The organism is Nonomuraea terrae (assembly GCF_004348995.1).
In the GTDB taxonomy this organism is placed as follows: Bacteria; Actinomycetota; Actinomycetes; order Streptosporangiales; family Streptosporangiaceae; genus Nonomuraea; species Nonomuraea terrae.
In genome coordinates this window covers 16,597-34,540 of sequence record NZ_SMKQ01000080.1, presented here as the reverse complement: position 1 = coordinate 34,540, position 17,944 = coordinate 16,597, and the positions used below count along the sequence as shown (strand labels likewise).

20 protein-coding genes are annotated in these 17,944 nt (G+C 73.3%); 3 read left to right on the top strand and 17 right to left on the bottom strand.

The window, feature by feature from the left end:
• The 7 genes from E1286_RS24335 to E1286_RS24305 form a co-directional block, all read right to left on the bottom strand.
• Positions 1 to 454, bottom strand: a 454-nt coding sequence (locus E1286_RS24335) for a carbon-phosphorus lyase complex subunit PhnI (RefSeq protein ID WP_165969891.1), incomplete at its 3' end; no start/stop codon positions are given.
• The gene (gene phnH, locus E1286_RS24330; protein WP_165969890.1) at positions 455 to 1,111 is read right to left on the bottom strand and encodes a phosphonate C-P lyase system protein PhnH; all 657 of its coding nucleotides are present in this window, start codon (positions 1,109 to 1,111) and stop codon (positions 455 to 457) included.
• Complete coding sequence (phnG, locus tag E1286_RS24325) at positions 1,108 to 1,539, bottom strand: phosphonate C-P lyase system protein PhnG (RefSeq protein WP_132615761.1); 432 nt, start codon at positions 1,537 to 1,539, stop codon at positions 1,108 to 1,110. Before phnG ends, phnH begins: the two co-directional genes overlap by 4 nt.
• A 5-nt stretch (positions 1,540 to 1,544) precedes the next feature.
• Positions 1,545 to 2,264: a GntR family transcriptional regulator gene (locus E1286_RS24320; protein ID WP_165969889.1), complete on the bottom strand. Its 720-nt coding sequence runs from the start codon at positions 2,262 to 2,264 to the stop codon at positions 1,545 to 1,547.
• A gap of 71 nt (positions 2,265 to 2,335) precedes the next feature.
• Positions 2,336 to 4,003, bottom strand: a complete 1,668-nt coding sequence (locus E1286_RS24315; RefSeq protein WP_132615754.1) for a PhnE/PtxC family ABC transporter permease — start codon at positions 4,001 to 4,003, stop codon at positions 2,336 to 2,338.
• The gene (phnC, locus tag E1286_RS24310) at positions 4,000 to 4,770 is read right to left on the bottom strand and encodes a phosphonate ABC transporter ATP-binding protein (protein ID WP_132615753.1); all 771 of its coding nucleotides are present in this window, start codon (positions 4,768 to 4,770) and stop codon (positions 4,000 to 4,002) included. The genes E1286_RS24315 and phnC overlap by 4 nt, the downstream gene beginning before the upstream one ends.
• A complete protein-coding gene (locus E1286_RS24305; protein ID WP_223190319.1) occupies positions 4,767 to 5,687 on the bottom strand; it encodes a phosphate/phosphite/phosphonate ABC transporter substrate-binding protein in 921 nt (306 codons plus the stop codon). The genes phnC and E1286_RS24305 overlap by 4 nt, the downstream gene beginning before the upstream one ends.
• A 226-nt stretch (positions 5,688 to 5,913) precedes the next feature.
• Here E1286_RS24305 and E1286_RS24300 point away from each other — a divergent pair, with 226 nt between their 5' ends.
• On the top strand, positions 5,914 to 6,762 hold the full coding sequence (locus E1286_RS24300; RefSeq protein ID WP_132615751.1) for a tetratricopeptide repeat protein: 849 nt from the start codon (positions 5,914 to 5,916) through the stop codon (positions 6,760 to 6,762).
• Positions 6,763 to 6,776: 14 nt separating this feature from the next.
• Here the strand turns inward: E1286_RS24300 and E1286_RS24295 are convergent, their stop codons facing one another.
• The 10 genes from E1286_RS24295 to E1286_RS48060 form a co-directional block, all read right to left on the bottom strand.
• Positions 6,777 to 8,264 (bottom strand): sodium/solute symporter, encoded by a 1,488-nt coding sequence (locus E1286_RS24295; protein ID WP_132615750.1) that lies wholly within the window; start codon positions 8,262 to 8,264, stop codon positions 6,777 to 6,779.
• The gene (locus tag E1286_RS24290; RefSeq protein ID WP_132615749.1) at positions 8,261 to 8,671 is read right to left on the bottom strand and encodes a hypothetical protein; all 411 of its coding nucleotides are present in this window, start codon (positions 8,669 to 8,671) and stop codon (positions 8,261 to 8,263) included. The genes E1286_RS24295 and E1286_RS24290 overlap by 4 nt, the downstream gene beginning before the upstream one ends.
• A gap of 22 nt (positions 8,672 to 8,693) precedes the next feature.
• Positions 8,694 to 9,443 carry a LytR/AlgR family response regulator transcription factor gene (locus E1286_RS24285; protein ID WP_132615748.1) on the bottom strand — a complete coding sequence of 250 codons (750 nt, stop codon included), beginning with the start codon at positions 9,441 to 9,443 and terminating at the stop codon, positions 8,694 to 8,696.
• Between the two features lie 33 nt (positions 9,444 to 9,476).
• Complete coding sequence (locus E1286_RS24280; RefSeq protein ID WP_132615747.1) at positions 9,477 to 10,655, bottom strand: sensor histidine kinase; 1,179 nt, start codon at positions 10,653 to 10,655, stop codon at positions 9,477 to 9,479.
• A gap of 10 nt (positions 10,656 to 10,665) precedes the next feature.
• A complete protein-coding gene (locus tag E1286_RS24275) occupies positions 10,666 to 11,073 on the bottom strand; it encodes an HIT family protein (RefSeq protein ID WP_132615746.1) in 408 nt (135 codons plus the stop codon).
• Positions 11,070 to 11,789 carry a DUF1838 family protein gene (locus tag E1286_RS24270; protein ID WP_132615745.1) on the bottom strand — a complete coding sequence of 240 codons (720 nt, stop codon included), beginning with the start codon at positions 11,787 to 11,789 and terminating at the stop codon, positions 11,070 to 11,072. The genes E1286_RS24275 and E1286_RS24270 overlap by 4 nt, the downstream gene beginning before the upstream one ends.
• A gap of 29 nt (positions 11,790 to 11,818) precedes the next feature.
• Complete coding sequence (locus E1286_RS24265; RefSeq protein ID WP_132615760.1) at positions 11,819 to 12,208, bottom strand: protease inhibitor I42 family protein; 390 nt, start codon at positions 12,206 to 12,208, stop codon at positions 11,819 to 11,821.
• Between the two features lie 63 nt (positions 12,209 to 12,271).
• The gene (locus E1286_RS24260; RefSeq protein ID WP_132615744.1) at positions 12,272 to 13,468 is read right to left on the bottom strand and encodes a DUF3618 domain-containing protein; all 1,197 of its coding nucleotides are present in this window, start codon (positions 13,466 to 13,468) and stop codon (positions 12,272 to 12,274) included.
• 93 nt (positions 13,469 to 13,561) lie between these two features.
• Positions 13,562 to 13,942 (bottom strand): phage holin family protein, encoded by a 381-nt coding sequence (locus E1286_RS24255; protein ID WP_132615743.1) that lies wholly within the window; start codon positions 13,940 to 13,942, stop codon positions 13,562 to 13,564.
• Positions 13,943 to 14,004: 62 nt separating this feature from the next.
• Entirely contained in the window at positions 14,005 to 14,169 is a 165-nt protein-coding gene (locus E1286_RS48060; protein ID WP_165969888.1) for a hypothetical protein, read from the bottom strand.
• 72 nt (positions 14,170 to 14,241) lie between these two features.
• Here E1286_RS48060 and E1286_RS24250 point away from each other — a divergent pair, with 72 nt between their 5' ends.
• Positions 14,242 to 17,172 carry a DEAD/DEAH box helicase gene (locus E1286_RS24250; RefSeq protein WP_132615742.1) on the top strand — a complete coding sequence of 977 codons (2,931 nt, stop codon included), beginning with the start codon at positions 14,242 to 14,244 and terminating at the stop codon, positions 17,170 to 17,172.
• Positions 17,173 to 17,174: 2 nt separating this feature from the next.
• Entirely contained in the window at positions 17,175 to 17,942 is a 768-nt protein-coding gene (locus E1286_RS24245) for an SWIM zinc finger family protein (RefSeq protein ID WP_132615741.1), read from the top strand.
• The last annotated feature ends 2 nt before the right edge of the window (positions 17,943 to 17,944 follow it).

Sequence of the window (17,944 nt, the reverse complement as noted above, 5' to 3'; positions counted from 1 at the left end):
GTTCCGGGTCGGGGGCGGGCTCCGGACGGTCGGCGCGGGCCTTGGCCTGTTCCTCCGGCATGAGGTCGAGCAGCCGGCCCACATAGTCGAGGGTGCGGCCGAGGAGCTGGCTGCCGGGCGGGTTGCGGAAGGCGGGCGAGATGCGGCGCGAGACCCGCAGCTCGTCGGCGTGCACCGGCTCCGAGTACGCCACCCGGGGCAGCGTCGAGCGGTGGGCCCGGATGAGCTGCGCCGCCTCCTGCACGTCGCCCTCGGCCTGGCGCAGCGCCCTGGCCGCCAGCTCGGGGGCCCACAGGCCGCCCTCGCCCATGACGCGGTCGACGGCCAGCCTCAGGCGTCCGGTGATCTGGTCGATGCCGAGCCAGGCGCTGGGGCCGCCGTACCGGTGGCGTTCGACCAGCCGTTCGGCCGCCAGGATGGCCTCGTGGCCGCCGCTGGCACCTGAGTACCCCATTCAGTGCTCTCCGTTCTCGATCTCGATGCGGGTGCTGCGCGGCAGCCCGGCGACGGTGCCGTCCGCGGCGACGAGGAAGGTGTCCACACCGGCGGGGAAGTCCGCGTTGGCGGCGGCGAGCGCGGCGAACACCTCACGCGGCAGCCCGGCGACCCGCAGCCGCCGCGCCCCTGGCACGCCGGGCCCGCTGAGGGACAGCACGACCCCGGGCCCCCGCGCGCCCGGGACCTCCAGCGCGGAAGGCACGGGCCCCTCACCCTCCAGCACGGTGACCGCGGCGATCAGGCGCGCGCCGAACTCGGGGTGCAGGGCGTCGCCCCGGGGCAGCGCCGTGATCTCCTCCGCGGCGGGCGGGCGCAGCGCGACGACCATGCGGGCCGCCTGCGGCGCGGCGGGCGGCGCGGAGGTCCCCAGATGCAGGGCCTGAGCCCAGTGCTCCTCCCCCGGCGCGGTCAGCACCGCCGTGGGCACCTCGACGTCGGCCAGCCCGGCCGCCACGGCCAGCGCCGCGGGCCCGTCCCCGCGTCCCACCCGGCCGAGCACCCCCGGCCGGGACAGCACGTCGAGCAGCACCCGGAAGTCGGCCTGCGCCTGCGCCGCCGTCGGCGTCACCGCCCGGACGTACACGCCGATCCCCCGAACCTCGGTGACGGTCACGTGAGCTCCTCGAAGGCCACGCGGGTCGCCGACACCTCGGCCCACTCGGCGGCGTCCTCCCTGGCCCGGCGCTCGGCGACGGCCGCGCACAGGGCGTGGACGTCACCCGCGGCCGGCAGCCCGGCCGCCGCGGCGGCGTCGAGGAGGGCGGCGGCCAGGGCGGCCACGCGGTCGTCGCCGCCGCGCATGCACCAGCCCGCCGCACCCGCGACCTCGACGGTGCACGAGGTGACCAGGACCTCCCCCAGATGGAAGCGTTCCTCGGCCACCGGCTCCCGCACGGTGAGCATCACCATGCCCACCTCGGGCGGGTGCAGGACGACCGGCTCGCCCAGGTCGCCCGAGCCGAGCAGGCGCTCGGCGAGGGGCAGCAGTTCGCCGGGAGTGGCGGCGGCGAGCAGTTCGGCGCGTTCCTCCCGGGTCATCATGTCGATCAATGGGTTTCCTCTTCGATCTCGAAGGTGACGTCGAGGACGTCGGGCCGCAGGTAGGTGCGGGCGTACTCGACGTACGGGCCCCCCGCGGCGCGGTTGACGCTCTCGGCCAGCCAGACGGGCCCGCGCTCGCCGCCGGTCAGGTGATCGGCGACGCCGGGCGGCGGCACGTCGAGGCTGATCCGGTAACGGGCGCGCACCACGGTGAGCCCGTACCGGCGGCGCAGCACCCGGTGCAGGGAGACGTCGTCGGCGAGCTCCCTGTCCAGGTTGAGCAGCGGGCGGCGGGGCAGGACGCTGGTGGCGTACGCGGCGGCCTCGCCGTTGACGCTGAAGACCCGCTCGACCGCCCAGACGGCGGCGCCGGCGCTCAGCCCGAGCCGGGCGCGTTCGGCCTCGACCGCGCGCCGGACCCCGCAGTTCACCAGCCGCGCCCCGGGCTCGGCGCCGGCCAGGCGGACGGTCTCGCTGAACGAGGGCGGGACGTGCGCGGAGATCACGTACTCCACGCGCCCCCGCCGGAAGGTTCCGACGCCCTGGACACGGCGGACCAGCAGCCGCCGCTCCAGCTCCTGCAGGGCCGCGCGGGCGGCGGGTCTGCTGACCTGGAAGCGGCCGGCCAGCACGTGCTCGCTCGGCACCTGCGCGCCCACGGGCACGTGGGCGAGCTCCGCCTCCAGGATGTCGGCCATCTCCAGGTAGCGCTGCGTGCTTGTCATGACAAGCAGCCTCGGCGGCGACTCTGACCGGCAGGTGAACGGCGGACGACGCCGCACGAGCGTGGAGGCCATCAACGCAGGACGGATCTGAGCCGGGCCGAGACCGCCTCCACGGCCAGGACCAGCACGAACACCGGCAGCACGATCGCGGTCACGACGTCGTGGTTCAGCGCGCGGATGTGCTGGCTCAGCGCGTAGCCGAGCTCTCCGGCGCCCACGATGCCGAGGATGAAGAAGGCCCGCAGGTTGACGTCGAGCGCGTACAGGGTGATGGCCGTCAGACGCGGGGTGAGCTGGCCGAGCACGGCCACGGTGAGCTCCTGCACCGGCCCGGCCCCGGCCGACAGGACGGCCTCGCGCGGCCCGCTGCGCAGCTCCTCGGCGTCGTCGGCGACGAGCTTGGCGACCAGGGCCGCGGTGAAGACCGCCAGCGCCAGGGTGCCGGCGACCGGCCCGTCCATGAGCCCGAACGCGGCCACGAACACGAGCACCAGCAGCAGGTCGGGGATCGAGCGCAGGCCCACGAGGACCGTACGGGCGCCCAGGCGCACCCCGTCGTTGGGGGCCACGGCGCGGGCGGCGGCCAGCCCGAGCGGGACTCCGGCGAGCGTGCCGAGGAACGTGGCGCCGAGCGCGATCGCGGCCGTCTCCAGCAGTCCGCCGCCCAGCAGGCCGGCGACCGGCGCGAAGTCGGGCGGGAAGAAGTCGCCCAGCGCCCGTACGGATCCGGCCGCGGCGTCGGCCAGTGCGGCCGGGCTCGCGCCGACCCGCCAGAACGCCACCGCCGCGAGCGCGAGCGCGCCCCACCCGGCCAGGTGCGTGGCGAACCGGCCGCGCGTCCACGGCACGCGGGTGGCGTGCACGGCGGGCACCGCCCGGGCGCCGCCCGCGCCGAGCAGCTGACCGCGCAGCGCCACCGAGACCCCCTCGACCAGCAGGACCACGGCCACGGTGACGAGCGCGACCCCGGTGGCCTCGCGGTAGTCGGTGAACCCGAACGCGGTCTTCAGGTCGAGCCCGATGCCGCCCGCGCCGACGGCGCCGAGCAGCACGGAGCCGCGGAAGTTGATGTCCAGCCGGTAGAGGATGGCGGCCACCCACGAGGGCGCCACCTGCGGCAGCACGCCGCCCAGCAGCCGCTGCGCCGGGCCGGCCCCGGTGCCCGCGACGGCCTCGCGCACGCCCGTGTCGGCCTGCTCGACCGCCTCGGCGAACAGTTTGCCGAGCATGCCGACGGAGTGCAGGCCGAGCGCGAGCACGCCGGGCAGCGGGCCGATGCCGATCGCGGCCACGAAGAAGACGGCGAACACGACGTCGGGGACGGCCCGGCAGGCGACGATCACGCCCAGCGCGGCCGACCTGACGGTCCTGATCCGCGAGGCGGCCAGCACGCCGAGCACGGCGGCCGGCACCGTCGCCAGGGCGGTGCCGGCGACGGCCATCCAGAGGGTGTCGAGCACATGGGCGAACGTCGTCGCGGGGTCGGCGAGCGTCGGCGGCACGGCCCTGGCCAGCAGCGCCACGACCTCACCGAACCCGGCGACCAGCCCTCCCACACCGACGCCCAGGTGGTCGAGCGCGACGACCCCGAGCACCGCGAAGACGAGGGGGAACCCCCACGCGGCCATCCGCCGCCCGCTGCGCGGCACCCGCGGCAGGCCGGGCACCCCGCGCCCCGGCGGGCTCGCGGGAGCGGGCCGCGGCGGGGAGGGTGCGGCGGAGCGGGCGCGCGGGCTCACGGCACCGTCACAGGGTCGGACAGGTACAGGCCGCGCAGCCGCACCGCGTCGAGCGCGCCGGTCGGCTCGTCCAGCCGGACCTCGCCCCGCCGCAGCCCCACCACGCGCCGCGTCCACTGCAGCGCCAGCTCGATCTGGTGCAGCGTGCACACCATGGTGAGCCCGTCCTCCCGGCACACCCGCACCAGCAGGTCCATGACCGAGGCGGCCGTCTCGGGGTCGAGCGAGGCCACGGGTTCGTCGGCGAGCACCAGCTCGGGCCGCTGCAGCAGCGCCCGCGCGATGGCCACGCGCTGCTGCTGCCCGCCGGACAGGCTCCCGGCCCGCTGGTACGCCCGGTCCGCCAGGCCCACCCGGTCGAGGTGCTCGAACGCCTCCACCCGTACGGACTTCGGCCAGGTCACGATGCCGTAGCGGGGGCCGCGCACCCGGCCGAGTGCGCCGTTCAGCACGTTCTCCATGACGGTCAGCCGGCCGACCAGGTTGAACTGCTGGAAGACGACACCGACCCGGCGGCGCAGCGCGCGCAGGGCGGCGCCCTTGGCGGTGACGACGTCCACGCCGAGCACCCTGATGTCGCCGGAGTCGGGCCTGGTCAGGCCGTTGAGGTGGCGCAGCAGCGTGGACTTGCCCGACCCGGAGGGGCCCAGCAGGGCGACGATCTCGCCCTGGCGCACGGTCAGGTCGATGCTGGCGCAGGCGTGTACGTCGTCGCCGAAGGTCTTGACCAGGCCGCGGGTCTCGACGACCGGCAGGCCGCCCGTCATGCCTTGGAGCATTTCTCGTTGTGGGTGACCGCGCACACCTCGCGTACGGAGTCGAAGGTGGCGTCGGTGACCGGCTGGAAGCCCCAGATCGACGAGTCGGCCGTCACCCGGCACGACGCCTCGTCCGTGCAGATGCCGAGCTGCACGAGCCGGTCCTTGGTGGCGTCCTTGGTGAACGTCTGGGTGAGCTTGGTCTTCAGGTCGGCGGGCAGCGCGTCGCGCATGGCCACCGGCGACATGGGGATGGGCGGCGACTTCCAGACGACCTTGACCTGGCCCTCCTTGAGCTTGCCCTTCTCGATGAGGATGTGGTCGACCATGGCGTTCTCCGAGAAGCCGGCCTCGCAGGTGCCGGAGGCGACCGAGAGCACGGAGTTGTCGTGCCCGCCCGCCATGACGGGCCGCACTCCGGTCCTCGGGTCGACGCCGGCGGCGAGCAGGCCCTGGCTGGGGAAGAGGTAGCCGGAGGTGGATCCGGGGTCGACGAAGCAGACCTTGGCCCCCTTGAAACCGCTGATGTCGCGGATCCGGCTGTCGGCGGGGACGATGCCGTAGCTCTGGTACGTCGGCGTGCCGCCCTTCTCGACCATCGACGCGATGGGCGTGATCGCGGCGCCGTTGCTCTTGGCGAGCACGTACGACAGCGGCCCGAACTCGGCCAGGTCGATCTTGCCGGACACCATGCCCTCGATGACCGCGTTGTAGTCGGTCGAGCGGACGAACTCCACCTTCTTGCCGGTGTTCTTCTCGATCAGCGCGATGATGTCCTGGTACTCGGCCGTCGGGTCGATGTTCTGCTCGACCGGCACGGCGGCGAAGCGCAGCACATCGGCGTCGCCGGTGCTGCCGCTGGCGGAGGAGCAGCCCGCCGCCGCGAGCGCGCCGAGCATGGCCAGGGCGGTCAGGGAACGTTTCACAGTCAGGTCTCCGAGCGTGTCGCAGGAACCGGGTCCGGTCATTCACGCTCGCCGCCGCCGATGATGAGCAGGTCAGACCCGCCTGACCATGCATGAACCGAGGGGTTAACTCCCGGAGAACCCACCCGTCAGCAGGTGCGCGTCCACCGTCCGGACACCTTTCCGTCACCGCGATGGGCCGACGATCCCTCTGGCGCACCCGCGGTAAAAAGCCGATCATGACGGCATGCGCTTATGGGAGTGGCTCGCGGCCACCGCTCTGGGGGCCCTGGTCGTCTGGTGGTTCGGCTGGTCCTGGTGGGCGCTGCCCGGAGGCGTTCTCATCGGCGTCGCCGCGCTCACCGTGCTCAACCTCGGCTACGGCGCCCTGCAGGGCCTGCGGCCGTATCGGGAGATCCGCCGCTTCACACGGATGGACGCTCTCTTGGAACGCTCCGACGCCCACGCCGGCGCGCGCGGCGAGGCGGAGCGGCTGCTCCTGCAGGCCTACGGCCTGTGTCGGCGGGTGGCGAGGAGCAGGCCGAGGCGGCGCGTGCCGACGCTGGTGCACACCTGCGCGATGCAGGCCGAGATGTTGTTGCGGGTGGCGGTGCGCCTGGTCGCGTTCCACCGCTACGACGAGGCGGTCTTCGTGACCCGGGAGGCGGTCGCCCTGCGGCACCTCGGAGAGGACGGCGCCAGGGCGGAGGATCTCGGGCGGTTGTTCACCGCCGTGGGCGCGGGCTTCTACCGGGCCGGCAGAGCCGCCGACGCGCTCGCCCCGGAGCGGGAGGCCGTCTCCGTCTACCGGGGGATGGTCACGTCGGGCCACCTCGCGGAGCCGGCGCTCGCCGACAGCCTGCACAGCCTCGCGATCACGCTGTCTTCGCTGGACGACCGCGCGGGCGCGCACGGCGCCTACCAGGAGGCGGTGGACCTCTACCGCGCGCTGGCCGCCCACGAGCCGCCGGAGGGCGAGCTGCGCCGGGATCTCGCCCGTACGCTGCGCAACCTCGCCTGTCATCTGGAGCGGCAGGGCCGGGCCGGGGAGGCGGCGGACGCGCTGGCCGAAGCGGACCTGCTGGACCGCGCCTGACCCGCGGGCGGGCGTCACGACGAGCGGGGACGCCAGTCGCCGCGGTCGAGGTCGAGGTTCTCCGGGGTGTGCAGCCGGACCATGGTCCTGGCCACGCCGGGCGGCACCCGGTCCGGTGTCAGGAACGACACCGCCACCATCACGGTGAACGCGATCGGCACCGTCCAGGCCGCCGGCTGGGCCAGCAGCGCGCCCGTCAGCCCCCCGTGCGGCCCGCCGGTGATCGTGACGAGCACGGCCGCGCAGGCCAGCCCGCCGCCCACGAGCAGCCCGGCCAGGGCCCCGGTCGTGGACAGCCGCCGCCACCAGATGCCCAGCACCAGCAGCGGGCAGAACGACGAGGCCGCCACCGCGAACGCCAGCCCCACCACGTCGGCCACCGGCAGCTCCCGCGCCCACAGCGCCAGCGCCAGCGGCACCGCCACCGCCATCAGTGTGGCGATCCTGAACGAGCGCACCCCGCCCTTGAGCAGGTCCTGCGCGATCACCCCGGCCACCGACACGGTCAGCCCCGAGGACGTGGACAGGAACGCCGCGAACGCCCCGGCGGTCACCAGGGCCGTCAGCAGGTCGCCCAGCGTGCCGTCGATCATGCGGGAGGGCAGCGTCAGCACGACCGTGTCGGTGCGCACCAGGTCGGGCGCGTACAGCCGGCCGAGCCAGCCGTACACGGCGGGCAGCAGGTAGAACGCGCCGAGCAGTGACAGCACCACCAGCGTCGTGCGGCGCGCGGCCTGCCCGTCGGGGTTGGTGTAGAAGCGCACGAGCACGTGCGGCAGCCCCATCGTGCCCAGGAACGTGGCCAGGATCAGCGAGTACGTCGAGTACAGCGCGTACTCCCTGCCGCCGGTCAGCGGCACCTGCCAGCTCGCGGCGTCCTGCGCGTTCAGCGCGGGCGCGCCGTCGGCGTGCCAGGCCATCAGCAGGAACACCAGTGGCACGGCCAGCGCGGTCAGCTTCAGCCAGTACTGGAACGCCTGCACGAACGTGATCGACCGCATGCCGCCCGACAGCACGTTCACCGCGACGACGACCGCGACGAGGAGCCCGCCCGCCCACACGGGCGCGCCGGTGATGGTCCGCAGCACCAGGCCCGCGCTCTGGAACTGCGGCATGAGGTACAGCCAGCCGATCAGCACGACCAGCACGCTCGCGGTGCGGCGCACGGTCATCGACTCCAGCCGGGCCTCGGCGAAGTCCGGCAGCGTGTACGCCCCCGAGCGGCGCAGCGGCGCCGACACCAGCACCAGCAGCACCAGGTAGCCGCCGGTCCAGCCGACCGGCAGCCAGAGCATGTCGACGCCGAAGGACAGGATGAGCCCGGCGACACCGAGGAACGACGCCGCCGACAGGTACTCGCCGCCGATGGCGGAGGCGTTCCAGAGCGGGCTGACCGTACGGGAGGCGACGTAGAAGTCGGACGTCGTCCGGGAGAACCGGATGCCGAACGCGCCGATGAGCACGGCCGCCACCACCACGACCAGCACGGCGGTGAGGCTCATCGGCGCTCGACCAGCTCGGCGAAGTGGCGTTCGTTGCGTTCGGCCTGGCGGACGTAGAGCCAGGCCCCGAGGACGAAGCCGGGGTAGATGAGCCCGGCCAGCACCGCCCACGGCACCGGCACGCCCAGCAGGTGGGCCTCGCGCAGCTCCGGGATGAGCAGGAAGAGCAGCGGCAGCCCGCCGACCACGCACGCCAGCACCGTGCAGACGAACAACGCCAGCCGGAACTGGGTGCGCAGCAGCGAACGCATGTAGATCTCGCCGACCCGGGTCTGCTCGTCGATCTCGCGGGTGGCCGGGTAGCGGGGGCGCCTGGCGGCGGCCGTGCGGGGGCTGGTCACGGTGACGCGGCGGGGAGTGTCGGCCCGCGGCGACGGCCTGCGCACCGGCCGCGACTCGGGGCTCATGACCGCCCGCCCTTCAGGTGGCTCATTCCGGCCTGCCCTTCCTGGCGCGTCGGACCAGCAGGTCACGCAGCTCGCGGGTGTGGCGGCGGCTGACCGGGATCTCGGTGTCGCCCACCCGTACCGTGCACTTGCCGGAGTCGATGTGCAGCTCTTCGATGTGTTTGACGGCCACCAGATGGCTGCGGTGCACACGGACGAAGCCGGCCGAGGCCCACCGTTCCTCCAGGGTGGCCAGCGGGATGCGGACCAGGTGGCTGCCGGAGGCCGTGTGCAGGCGGGCGTAGTCGCCCTGCGCCTCGACGTAGACGACGTCGGCGCTGGACACGAACCGGGTCACCCCGCCCAGCTCGACCGGGATCGTGTCGCTCTCGCCGCTGTCGGCCGGCACGTCGGCCGACAGCGCCACCCGCCGGATCGCCTCGGCCAGCCGCTCCGGCCGTACGGGCTTGAGCAGGTAGTCCTCGGCCTTGATCTCGAACGCGTCCACCGCGTGCTCCTCGTACGCGGTGACGAACACCACCCGGGGCGGGTTCGCGAAGCGGGACAGCAGCCGCCCGAGCACCACCCCGTCGAGCCCGCGCATCCTGATGTCGAGGAACACCGCGTCGATCGGACGGCCGTCGGCGATGGCCCGGTCGAGCAGCCGCAGCGCCGACGCGCCGTCGCGGGCCGTGCTCACCTCCCCGATGCGCGGGTCGGCGCGCAACAGGTACGACAGGTCTTCGAGGGCGGGTAGCTCGTCGTCGACCGCGAGGACCCGAAGTAGTGCCATAGACAGTGATGAAACCGACAACGAAGATCGGGGTCAACGGGCGGAGACTCCCGGGTGATATTTCGGCAACCTCACGTTGACCTTGGTGCCCGCGCCGGCGGCCGTCTCGACGACCAGGCCGTACTCGTCGCCGTACACCTGGCGCAGCCGCTCGTCCACGTTGGCCAGGCCGACGCCGCCCGAGGAGGCGATCTCACCTGCGAGGATGCGGCGCAGCCGCTCCGGGTCCATGCCGAGCCCGTCGTCCTCGACGCTGATGCGGCACTCCGCACCGGCGTCCTCGGCGATGATCGTGATGCGGCCGACGCCGTTCTTGCTCTCCAGGCCGTGCCGGACGGCGTTCTCGACCAGCGGCTGCAGGCACAGGAACGGCACCGCCACCGGCAGCACCTCCGGCGCGATGCGCAGTGTGACCTGGAGCTGGTCGCCGAACCTGGCGCGCTCCAGGATGAGGTAGCGGTCGATCGAGCGCAGCTCCTCGGCCAGCGTGGTGAACTCGCCGTGCCGCCGGAAGGAGTAGCGGGTGAAGTCGGCGAACTCCAGCAGCAGCTCCCTGGCCCGCTCGGGGTCGGTGCGGACGAACGACGCGATCGTGGTCAGCGAGTTGTAGATGAAGTGGGGAGAGATCTGCGCTCGCAGGGCCCGCACCTCGGCCTCCATGAGCAGCGTGCGGGAGCGGTCGAGCTCGGCCAGCTCCAGCTGCGAGTCGACCCACCCGGCCACCTCCTGGGCGGCCCTGACCAGCCCGGCCGAGGCGCTCTGCCCGTAGGCGGCCAGCGCGCCGACCACGCGGTCGTCGGTGGTCAGCGGCACCACGACGACCTGCCGGATCGGGCATTCGAGCAGCTCGCACTCGATGGTGAGCACCTGGGTACGGCCGTCTTCCAGGGTGGCCGCCGCGTGCTCGAACGCCTGCCCGGCGTGGTGGTCGCCGGCGCCGTCGTAGACGAGCAGCCGTTCGCGGTCGGTGATGGCGACGGCGGCCGAGCCGAGCAGCGCGCGCAGGTGTCGGGAGGCGCGCTCGGCGCCGTCGGCGGTCAGCCCGGCGCGCAGCGGCGGCCCGGCCAGGGAGGCGGTGTGCAGGGTCTCGAACGTGGCCCGCTCGGCCGGGCTCGTGCCCAGTTCGCGCCGGCCGCGCATGACCCGCCACAACACGATCGAGGGGACGCCGACCACCACCGCGACGACGGCGGACCCGACGAGGTACTCCACGCGGGGGAGCTTAGCCCAGCGCCTCGGCGATGAGGGCGGCGTACGAGGCGGCCTCCTCGTCGGAGTCGTATGTCGTGCGGGGCCAGAAGAAGCCGCGCAGGCCGTCCTTCTTCGTGCGCGGCACCACGTGGACGTGCAGGTGGGGCACGCTCTGGCTGACCCGGTTGTTCATCGCGACGAACGTGCCGCCGGCCTGCAGCCCCTCCTCGACGGCCCTGGCCATGGCACGCACCCGTTCGAAGAACGGCCCCACGTCGGCGAGGTCGGACAACGTCTCAACGTGGGCGCGCGGCACGACGAGCACGTGGCCCTTGAAGACCGGCCGCGCGTCGAGGAAGGAGACGGCGACATCATCGGAGCCGACCACGTGGGCGGGCCGCTCGCCCGCGACGATCTCGCAGAACAGGTCGGGGCTCACCGGCCGGCCTGCGCCGCGTGCCGGGCCGCGAAGGCCGTCCAGCTCGTCATGTTGGGCGCCGACCAGGCGTCCGGCGCGTGCAGGAAGCGCTCGCCGGCCCGCTCGCGCAGGCGGGCGGGCACTTCGGCGACCTTGGCGCCGCGGCAGTGGTAGACCAGCGCGCCGCCACGCTGTCCCATCGCCATCCACGGCAGCCACGGCGACACCCGGCACCACGAGAACACGCTCGGCACGTCGGGCAGGCCCGCGTCGAGATCCTTCGCCTCGGCGAAGAACTGGAACAGCTCCATCGCCCGGTAGGTGTCGCCGGCGGAGTGGTCGGGATGGTCGGCGACCTTCAGCGGCGAGGGATAGGCGAGCCGGACGTCCACGTTGAAGACGACCTTGTCCCCCAGGCGGGTGACGGGCACCGGATGGGCGCCCAGCCGCTGGTTGACCGGGTCGTTGAAGACGTGCTGCACCTCGACCCTGCGGCCGGTGAACGGGTTGTCCCACGTGTCGACGACCTCGCGGGTGGCCGGGTCGAGGTAGAGCGCGGCCTCCCTGGTCAGCAGCTGCCAGCCGGCGTCGGTCTCGACCGCCCTGGCGACGTTGAGGCCCTCGAACCCGAACAGGTGGTGGGGGCCGCCGTCGTCCTGCCAGCCGTAGACGTCGCCGGTCCAGTAGGAGATCGTCTCGGTGCCGTCGGCCGAGGCGCGTACCCGGATGAAGTCCACTACCGCAGCCTAGCCCGCCCGGGCGACCCTCACCCGGCGGTACGGGCCGGTTGCCGCACGGTGACGTCGAAGACCGCCTCGCCCGTGGCGGGGGCCGCCGCGCGCAGCCGGATCTCGGTCGTGCCCGGCCGCTTGGCGTTGAAGACGAAGTACGTCGTGCCGCCCTGCTGCTCCTCGCTGATGAACGAGGCCACCTTCGTGTCGGGCACGGCCACCAGCTCCCAGTCGTCGCCCGGCGCCGGGTCGGCCGGCACGGCCAGCGTGAACCGCTGCCCGGGCCGCAGCTCGGCCTTCGCCGTCGTGCCCTCGCCGCCCCTGACCACCGTGCCGAAGTCGCTCACCGCGGACCCGGCGCCGCACCCCGCCACCAGCACTGTCATCAGCCCTGCCACCAGCAGGCCGGCGGCCGTTCGACGCATCACCCTGGCAGGCTACCGGGGCGCCCCCGGCGGGGACGCCCCGGTACTGTCCTGCCTGCCGAGTCAGTGGCCTCGCATGACCAGCCGCTGCCCTGCCGACATCCGGGCCTTGCCCATCGTGGGCCGCCTGCTCGTCATCGTGCGCATGAGCCGGTCGCGCATGGTGGGCCGCCAGACGATCTTCGGCCGCCTGGCCATCGTGGGCTGCCACGTCACCATCGGACGCTGTCCCCTGCTGGAGCGCCACGCCGCCATGAGCCGGTCGGCCATGGTGGGATGCAGCACGATCTTCGGCCGCGTCGTCATCGTGCGCTGCCACGTCACCATGGGGCGCCGCCCCATCGCGGCCATGGGACCGGTCTTGGAACCGAACGCGGCCATCGGCCCCTTGCCCGTCTTGTGACCCAGCGCGGCCATCGGCCCCTTACCCGTCTTGTGACCCAGCGCGGCCATCGGGCCCTTGCCCGTCTTGGGGCGCCTCGCCGTGCGGCGCTTCGAGGTGAAGCGCCAGGCCGGCATGGGGCTCCGCCTCGACGTGGACCGCATCATCGGCCGGGTCATGGGCCGGAACGTCACCCGCGGCCCGGTCTGGCGGCCCTGCATCATGCGGCGCACCACCAGCGCGGTCACCGCGCCCGCCGCCATGACGAGCAGCATGGGACGTTTCCTGGCCTTCCCCGTGACGCCCTTGACCTGTTCCGGAGCGGTCCCGCGCACCTTGCCCGCCACCTGCGACGCCTTGCCCCTGACGGTCTCCGCCGCGCCGGCGGCCCTGCTCCTGGCCACCTCTGCCGCGTGCCCCGCCCGGGCCTTCACGTCGGTCTTGGCAGCCAGGGCGCTGACGGTCTCCCCCAGCTCTCTCCTGGTCTCCTCGATGTCTCTACGCACGTCGCCCCCTTCGTCGTCGTCTTCCCCGCGTTCGCCTCGCCGCCTGCTCTTCCTGCTCTCCCTCCTGGTGCCCGTACGGTTCCCCGCCTGGTTGTCGCGCGTCCGGCCGCCCGTACGGGTTCCCCGCAGGGACTCCTCCTCGGGGCGCAGGTTCTCCACAGCCTCCGTACGTTCGTCCTGGATGGGGGCCTCGGGGACGAAGGTCTCGTGTTCCTCGCGGGCGGCCTCCGCCCGCCGCGCGTTCTCCGCCGCGCCCGCCCGGGTCGGGGGAACGTTGATCGACTCACGCTCGGTCGGCGTGCCCACGGTCGCCCGGTGGGCGCCGACGTTGCCGGCGTGCTGATCGCTGTATCCGGGATCGGTCTCACTCATCGAATACCTCCGAAGAAGCCTCTGCCCTCAAGCCGGAGAGAAAGTCAGCCCCGCGCAAACACAGGACATACCGGCTCCTCTTGAGGGAGGGCTTCACCGCCGCGCCTTCTCCTTGACCAGGTCGATGTCGGCCTTGACACTCGCGATGGTCTCCGTCGGGGCCGGCGGGCCGACCCGTTTCACCTGACTCCTGCCCGTCAGCCCGAGCACCGCGGCGGCGATGAACAGCACGACCGCGACGATGGCGGCGGCCAGCCATCCGGGCATGACGAGCGCGAGCAGCATGATGACGGCGGCCACGAGGGCGGCGCCGCCGAAGAACGCGGCCATTCCGGCCGCGCCGAACAGCCCCGCGCCGAAGCCCGCACGCTTGCCCTTCTGCGTGAGCTCCATCCTGGCCAGGCGAAGCTCGTCCCTCACGAGGCGGGAGACCTGCTCGGAAAGATCAGTGACCAGCTTGTGGGTGTCGTTCACGACTGCTCGCCTCCTCCACTGGGGAAGGCGACTACCCACGCGACAGGTCTTCTATCACCAGGTCAGCGCTTGGCGGCCTTGATCAGCTTGCCGAGGAGGGACAGCACCGGGTCCTTCTCGACCTCGCACCAGTCGGCGGGCCGCTTGGGCTTGCTCCACGGTGAGGGCAGCTCGCACGAGGGAGCCTGCGGCTTGGGCCGCTCACACCACGATCCGGGAGGGTTCATGCCTTCAGCCTACCCTTTCCAGGGCGGCTCATTAAGGACTCGATCTACCGGCGGCCGGGGTAGCCTGCCGACGTGCTGGTACACGGGGTTTGGACGGACGACGGGCTCGCCTTCTGGGCCGAGACCACGCCCGCCCACCGGGCCGCCGGAGCAGGGCCCGGGGCGGTGCGCGCGCATCCGTTCGCGGCCGGGGCGTCCGAGCTGGCCGCGGTGCTCGGGCTGGACGACGCGCCGCCGTACGAGCTGGAGCTGTTGCTGCCCGGGTCGGCGAAGGAGCCGCTGCCCTCGCCGGAGAGCGGGCGGCAGACGGAGACCGTCCGGCCGAGGCTGCGGACGTGGCGGGTGCCCGCCGTCGTCCCGCCGGCGGTGCGGGCGCTGCCCCTCCCGGCGGAGCACTCCGCCACCGCGACGATGCGCCACTGGGCCGCCGTCACCGCCTTCGCCCATGATCTGGTACGCCGGGGCCGCGTCATCCCGCAGCTGGCGCCCGCCGCCGACGCGATGGGGCGGGCGGTGTGGCGGCCCGTGCTCACCGGGGCCGACGCCGCGTACTTCCGAGAGCTGGCCCTCGCCATGCCGCCGGTCTGCCGGGCCTGGCGTGCCGAACGCCCGTCGCCGCAGGTCCTCGGCGCGGCGCTGGAGGCGTTCACCGACGCCCTCGTCCGCCGTACGCTCACCGAACCTCTCACCGAACGGCCCGAGACCCCAGCCGGGCGGTGGCTGGCCGCGCTGACCGGCGACTCCCCTGTCTGCCCCGACGTCCCCGCGCTGCGCCGCGAGCTGGAGGCATGGCGGGACGCGGTGGCCGCCGCCGAGGGCGCCACACGGGTGTGCTTCCGCCTGACCGAACCCTCCGAGACCCCCGACCCCTCCCAGGCCCCCGCACCCTCTGAGGCCGCCGGCTGGCGGGTGGAGCTGGCATTGCAGGCCGCCGACGACCCCAGCCTGTATGTCCCGGCCGCCGCCGTCTGGAGCGGCGAGGCCGTGACGGGCCTGCCGGGCAGGCCGGAGCGCGACCTGCTGGCCGGACTGGGACGGGCGGTGCGGCTGTATCCGGAGCTCGACCGGGCCCTGCGCGTGCCCCGGCCGTGCGAGCTGGCGCTGGACACGGCCGGCGCTTTCACGTTCCTGCGGCAGGCGGCGCCGCTGCTGCAGGCGGCCGGGTTCGGGGTGCAGCTGCCGCGCTGGGCCGGCCGCACGCGGCTCGGGCTGAAGCTCACCACCCGCGCCAAGACACAGTCCGCGGCGGCGAGCCAGGGGTTCGGGCTGCGCGAGCTGGTCGACTTCCGGGTCGACCTGGCGGTCGGCGAGGAGACCGTCAGCGAGGAGGAGCTGGCCGAGCTGGCCCGGCTCAAGGTGCCGCTGGTCCGGGTGCGCGGCCAGTGGGTGGAGCTGGACGAGCGGCAGCTCAGGGCGGCGCTCAAGGCCGTGGAGTCGGCCCGCGCGGGCGAGGCGCCCGCGGGTGACCTGCTGCACGAGATCATCGCCCACGACGACGAGCTGCCGCTGCTGGAGGTCGACGCCGACGGCGTGCTCGGCGACCTGCTGTCCGGGCAGGCCGAGCGGCGGCTCGCCCCGCTGGGCACGCCTCCGGGCCTGGACGCGACGTTGCGGCCGTACCAGGAGCGGGGGCTGGCGTGGCTGAGCTTCCTGTCGGAGCTGGGCCTCGGCGGGGTGCTGGCCGACGACATGGGGCTGGGCAAGACGGTCACCACGCTGGCGTTGCTCGTCCACGAGCGCGCCGGCGCCCCTACGCTGCTGGTGTGCCCCATGTCGCTGGTCGGCAACTGGCAGCGGGAGGCGGCGAGGTTCGCGCCGGGGCTGCGGGTGTACGTCCACCACGGCAGCGGGCGCGACGCCGCCCTGATCGGCTCGGCCGACCTGGTGATCACCACGTACGGCACCGCGCAGCGTGACCTGGAGACGCTCAAGGCCCACACGTGGCGCAGGGTCGTCTGCGACGAGGCACAGGCGATCAAGAACAGCGGCACGCTGCAGGCCCGCGCCGTCCGCTCGATCCCGGCCGGCACGAGGCTGGCGCTGACGGGCACCCCGGTGGAGAACCACCTGGCCGAGCTCTGGTCGATCATGGAGTTCGCCAATCCGGGGCTGCTGGGGCCGCGTGCGCGGTTCAGGACGCGTTTCCAGGAGCCGATCGAGGCGCGGCAGGACGAGCAGGCAACGCAGGCGCTGAGGCGGGCGACGGGGCCGTTCATCCTCCGGCGCGTCAAGACCGACAAATCGGTTATTTCTGACTTGCCGGAGAAGATGGAGGTCAAGGAGTGGTGCCCGCTGACCACCGAGCAGGCCACCCTCTACCAGGCGGTCGTGGACGACATGCTGGCCAGGATCGACAGCAGTGAGGGGATCGAGCGGCGCGGCCTGGTGTTGTCGGCCATGGCCAAGCTGAAGCAGGTCTGCAACCATCCGGCCCACCTGCTCAAGGACGGCTCCCGCCTGACCGGCCGGTCGGGCAAGCTGGCCCGCTTGGAGCAACTGTCGGAAGAAATCCTCGCAGAAGGCGAAAAAGCGCTACTTTTCACGCAATATGCCGAATTTGGGACGATGCTGCAGCCCTACCTCGCCCAGCGGCTCGACCGGCCGGTCCTCTGGCTGCACGGCGGTCTGCCCAAGAAGACCCGCGACCGACTGGTCGACCGCTTCCAGAACGACCCCGAGCCCATGCTGTTCGTGCTCTCGCTCAAGGCCGCCGGCGTCGGGCTCAACCTCACGGCCGCCAACCACGTCGTCCACGTCGACCGCTGGTGGAACCCCGCCGTCGAGGACCAGGCCACCGACCGCGCGTTCCGGATCGGCCAGCGCAAGAACGTCCAGGTGCGCAAGCTCATCTGCGCCGGCACCCTGGAGGAACGCGTCGACCAGATGATCGAACGCAAGAAGGCCCTGGCCGAGCGGGTCGTCGGCACCGGCGAGGAGTGGCTGACCGACCTGTCCACCGACGAGCTGCGCGACGTCTTCGAGCTGACGGCCGAGGGGGTGTGAGCATGCCCTGGTACGACGGCGGCGGCCCCATCCGCGTCGAGGGCGGCATCAAGGCCCGTACGCGACGCGGCAGCATCGGCTCCACGTGGTGGTCGCGCCGGTTCATCGACATCCTGGAGCGCGTCTGCGACAAGGGCCGGCTCTCGCGCGGACGCTCCTACGCCCGGCAGGGCCAGGTGCTGTCCATCGACCTGTCCCCCGGCGAGGTGCGGGCCGCCGTCCAGGGCTCGCGGCCTGACCCGTACGAGGTCGTCGTCAGGATCGAGGCGTACGGCGAGAAGCGCTGGGAGGCCGTCGAGGAGTCCATCGGGGCGCAGGCCGTGCACCGGGCCAAGCTGCTGGCGGGGGAGATGCCGCCCGAGATCGAGGAGGTGTTCGCGGCGATGGGGATCGACCTGTTCCCGCGCGACCTCGACATGGAGTGCTCCTGCCCCGACTGGGGGTTCCCGTGCAAGCACCTGTCGGCCGTGCTCTACCTGCTGGCCGAGTCGTTCGACGACGACCCGTTCCTGGTGCTGGCCTGGCGCGGGCGTACGCGCGAGCAGCTGCTCGGCTCGCTGGCCGACGAGCCGGCGGGCGACCCGCTGACCGTGGCGGACGTGCCCTTCGCCGACCGGCTGGCCGACTTCTACAGCCCCGGCGCCACCGCCCACCGGCCGGAGCGCCGCCCCTCGGCCGCCGCACCCGACCTGCTGCCGCGCGTCTTCCCGCCGCCCGGCGACCTGTCGGGACCGCTCACCGCCGCGTACCGGAGACTCGGCGGCGCCTGAGC